Genomic DNA, 4,506 nt, shown 5'->3' on the forward strand with positions numbered 1-4,506 from the left:
GTCACTGTGCAGATAAAGCGTCGCTCGCCGGAAGCCGGGGAAGTTTTCGTGACAACCGACGACCGAGCGGCTCAGTTCCTGGAACACCCGTACCGGTGAGGTCTGCACTTCCCGGGCACGGTGAAAAGCCAGAACCCGCCCCTGGAAAAACTGGATGCTCAAAGCGCTCCCTTCCACTCCGACCAGGATGAAGTCCTCGCCCAGATCGAGGCGCGGGCGGTAGTAGTTGTAGACGTGCAGCGAATGAAAATCAATGACCGCGGCATGATAGCCCGCCTCGCTCAGGAGTGCTTCATACTGGTGGAGAACACGGTTGGCGATGAGCGAAACAGCCAGGGTGCAACGCCCCGTATCGCTTTTTTTCAGGATCTGGTAGTCGAGCTGGACGTCTTTAGGGCCGCCCGGCAGGCTGTTCTTCAGCTGCCACTTGAGGATTTCCACGCCCTCCTGCTTCGATTTGAAGGCGGTTTCCGTCTCCGCCAGCAAAACCCGGCCGACGCTGTCGGGGAGAGAGAGGGCGATCCGCTCTTCGCCCGCCGCGATGGGGTCGAGCACCTTGCGGATGGCCTCGACGAAGCGACGCGGTTCGGAAATGTTCGGCTCCCGCAGAGAAAGCGAGAGTTCCCCCTGCATCAGCGAAAAAACTCGGCCATCGTCAAGCGAGACGCCCTTGCCCTGGCGGTGCAGGGCCACGCCGCGCAGCTCGCCGGGGGTCACATCGAGAGCGGGATACGTTCGCCGGAACACTACTGGTCCACCTTTTCGATAAAAGTCACCCGATTGATTTCCCGCAGCGAGGTCGTACCTGCAAAGAGTTTCTCCTGGGCAGATTCTCTCAGGAACATGGTTCCGTACTCGCGGGCCGCCTTTTTCAGCTGGGTCACCGGAACCTTGTTGACAATCAGTTCGCGCAGATGATCGTTGACTTCGAGCAGTTCGACGATGGCGCTGCGGCCATGGTATCCCGTCCCATGACATTCGCGGCAACCGGTCCCCTCGAAAAAGACGAAGTCGCCGTACTGTTCGAAGCTGAGGCCGGACGTTTCGAGGGTTTCGCGATCATAGCGGACCGGTCGCTTGCAGTGTTCGCAGTTCTTGCGCACCAGCCGCTGGGCGGCCACACAGTTCAGGCAGGAGACGAAATTGTACGGATCGATTCCCATATGCAGAAAACGGCCGAGCACATCGAAAACGTTGTTGGCGTGGACGGTGGTGAAGACCAGGTGCCCGGTCAGCGCCGATTGGACGGCAATCTGCGCCGTCTCCGGGTCGCGTATCTCGCCGACCATGATCTTGTCGGGGTCATGGCGCAGGATGGAGCGCAGTCCGCGGGCGAAAGTGAGCCCCTTCTTTTCGTTGACCGGTATCTGGACGACCCCCTTGAGCTGATATTCGACGGGGTCTTCGATGGTGATGATCTTCTCTTCCTCGTTGTTGATCTCCGTGAGGGCCGCATAGAGGGTGGTGGTCTTGCCGCTGCCGGTCGGACCGGTCACCAGCACCATGCCGTAAGGCTCGCGGATCTTGCGGCGCAGGCGCTCTCGCTCCCGCTCCGAAATTCCGAGGGCCTCCAGAGTCAGCCCCTTGAGGTCGGCAGCGATGCTCTCCTTGTCGAGGATGCGGATGACGGCGTCTTCACCGAAAATGCTCGGCATGATGGAGACGCGGAAGTCGATCGATTTGTCGCCCAGACGGACCTTGAAGCGGCCGTCCTGCGGAATGCGCCGCTCCGAGATGTCGAGCTCGCTCATGACCTTGATGCGGGAGATGATGGGGCTCTGAAACCGGCCGTCGAGAGGTTCGGTGGCCCGAAAAAGAACGCCGTCGACCCGGTACTTGATGACGACCCCGCTCTGGCTCGATTCGATGTGGATGTCGCTGGCCCTTTTGTTGAGGGCATCGAAAAGGGTCGAATCGATCAGCCGGATGATCGGACTGGTATCGGCCGTCAGTTTTTCGATGGAAAGGACTTCTTCACCCTTCTCGGTTTCCTTGACCAACTGAAGCTTGAAGTCCTCGGAGACCTCCCTGAGGACCCTTTTTGACCCTTCCTCGCCCTTTTCCAGGAGGCGGACAATCTTGCTCTGCGCCGCGACCTGGAGAATAAGCCGGGTGTCCAGCAGCAGTTCCAGGTCATCCAGATGGGCAACATCCGTCGGATCCGCAACCGCGACGACCAGACCACCCGCTTCGCGGCGCACCGGGAGGAATTTATGCCGCAGCGGCAAGCCGACCGGCAGCGATGCCAGCAGTTCGGAGTCGGGGCTGAAGCCGTCGAGATTCAGGTAGTCGAGATGGAACTGGCGAGCCAGCGCCTGGGCCAGCAGATCGTCAGAAACGAGTCCCTCGCGGACGACGGCCGTGCCGAAGCGTTCGCCAGAATCGGCCACCCTCTGCAGGACGAGATTGACCTCTGCCGGCGTGATCGCTCCCGTCTCCACCAGAATGTCTCCGAGTTTCTTGCGCTCGAAATTCATGCTATCCGCTTCCTACCGGACCGTTCCGGCCAGCTGGAAAATGGGGATGTACATGGCCACCACGATGCCGCCGATGAGCAGACCCATCCCCAGCATCATCAGCGGCTCGATGATCGTCGTCAGGCGATCGAGACGGCGCTCTACCTCGGCTTCGTAGTAGTCCGACACGTCGGTAAGCATATCGGCCAGAGCCCCGGTTGATTCACCGACGCCGATCATGCGCAACGCCATAAGGGGAAAGAACCCGGTCTGTTCCAGAGCAGAAGAGATTGCCGTGCCTTCCTCCACGCGCAGAACAGCACTGTTAAGCTGTGTTTCAAGAATGAGGTTGTTCAGGGTTCCCCGCGACATCTGCATCGCCTGAACGACGGGGATGCCACTGGCGAGAGTCGTGGCGAAGGTGCGGCAGAAACTCGACAGGCCATAGTCCACCAGCAGGGCTCCGAAAAAAGGGAGCGTAAGTTTCAGCCGATCCAGCATCAGCTTGCCCGCCTGCGAACGGAGATAGAGCCGCAGCGCAACAGCCGCTGCCGCCAGCAGCAACAACAGCAGCGGCAACCCTCGCGTCATCCCCGTTGCCACGGCAATCAGCAGTCGGGTGATGAACGGCAACTGGACGTTGGCATCGGCATAGATCCGGGTGAAACTGGGGACAACATAGAGCATTAGAAAAAGGAGCACGGAAACGACGGCGATACACAGGAGCATGGGATAGAACGAAGCGCTGCGCACCTTGGCCCGGATTGCTTCGACCCGTTTCTGATAGGCAATGAAACGGGAAAGGGTGACTGCCAGGTCACCGGTCCGCTCGCCCGCCTTTATGGAGGCGATATACAAATGCGGAAATGCTCGGGGGAATTTGCCGAAGGCTTCGGAAAGTGCGCTTCCCCCCCTGACATCATCACGTATCTGGCGTAAGACCTCGAGCATGTCGCCCGGCTCGATTCGCTCGATAATGGTGTCCAACACCTGAATGATCGGCAGGCCGGAGCGGAGAAGCACGAACAGTTCCTGGTTGAAAGTCAGAAACCGCTTGCCGGTGAACCGGCCGCGACTGCCGCCCTTGCTTGAAAGGAACTGGAATGGACGTGTCTTGATCGAAAAAACGTAAAATCCCTGCTCCTCAAGATTTTCTCTGAGGAGCTCGCGGCTGGCGGCTTCAAAATCTTTTTCCACCACCCGTCCGTCTGCCGTGCCGATTTTACAGTGAAAAGTAGGCATAGAGGGGTTTTTTATATCATATCGACAGAAAAAAATAGATGAAAAAGAACACAGGGAGGAGCAGTGGGTCCAGCCTTCTGGCTTGGGGTTGAAGGCCATCCCTTGCCTGGGACAACTCCTGTTGTTCTCCGTCATTTATTTCCGCCGCGAAAAACCGCGTTCGGGCCCTTTCTTGTTCAATTTTTCCCGTCTGGCATTTGTCCCGGTTTTGCTATAACATTTTTAAAACACAAGCAAAATCCATAGGAACAGAAACGATCATGTCATGAAACGCCCTTCCTTCCTGAAAAATCAGCGCGGCGCCACCCTGATGGTGGTCCTGCTCATGATGGTGGTCATGGGACTGGCCGCCGGCATGGCCGGCAATACCTGGAAGAACGTGATGGAGCGGGAGCGGGAAGAGGAACTCCTCTTCCGCGGCAACCAGTACCGGCGGGCCATCGAGAGCTACAACAAGATTGCGTCGGCCGGAACGCAGGCGGCATATCCCAGGAGCATTGAGGACCTGCTCAAGGACCCCCGCTCGCTGCAGACGCAACGGCACCTGCGCGAGAAGTACAAGGACCCCGTGACGGGCGAGGATTTCGAGCTAATCCAACAGGGGGGAGGCATCACCGGACTGCCAGGCGCCGTCCAGTCCCTGGCCGGGATCCGGGGAGTGTACAGCAAAAGCAGCCTGGAGCCTTTCAAGAAGACCGGATTCCGCGAGCCGTACGAAGATTTCAACGGGGCGGGGACCTACAGCGACTGGAAATTCGTCTTCGTGTCGAGTCAGCCCGCTAGGGGAGCGGCGCCGGGTCAGTCACCT

The 4,506-nt window shown here is 59.0% G+C and carries 4 protein-coding genes; 1 reads left to right on the forward strand and 3 read right to left on the reverse strand.

What is annotated here, in order from left to right; all coding sequences use genetic code 11:
* From VD811_14860 to VD811_14870, 3 genes are all read right to left on the reverse strand, one after another.
* Positions 1-747, reverse strand: a 747-nt coding sequence (locus VD811_14860; protein HXV22263.1) for a hypothetical protein, incomplete at its 3' end; no start/stop codon positions are given.
* Positions 747-2,477: an ATPase, T2SS/T4P/T4SS family gene (locus VD811_14865; protein ID HXV22264.1), complete on the reverse strand. Its 1,731-nt coding sequence runs from the start codon at positions 2,475-2,477 to the stop codon at positions 747-749. The genes VD811_14860 and VD811_14865, both read right to left, overlap by 1 nt.
* Before the next feature lie 12 nt (positions 2,478-2,489).
* A complete protein-coding gene (locus tag VD811_14870) occupies positions 2,490-3,833 on the reverse strand; it encodes a type II secretion system F family protein (protein ID HXV22265.1) in 1,344 nt (447 codons plus the stop codon).
* A gap of 130 nt (positions 3,834-3,963) precedes the next feature.
* Between VD811_14870 and VD811_14875 the strand changes: the two genes are divergently transcribed.
* Positions 3,964-4,506: hypothetical protein (locus VD811_14875; GenBank protein HXV22266.1), on the forward strand; the 543-nt coding region annotated here is incomplete at its 3' end.

It is taken from the genome of Desulfuromonadales bacterium, from assembly GCA_035620395.1.
GTDB lineage: Bacteria > Desulfobacterota > Desulfuromonadia > Desulfuromonadales > DASPGW01 > DASPGW01.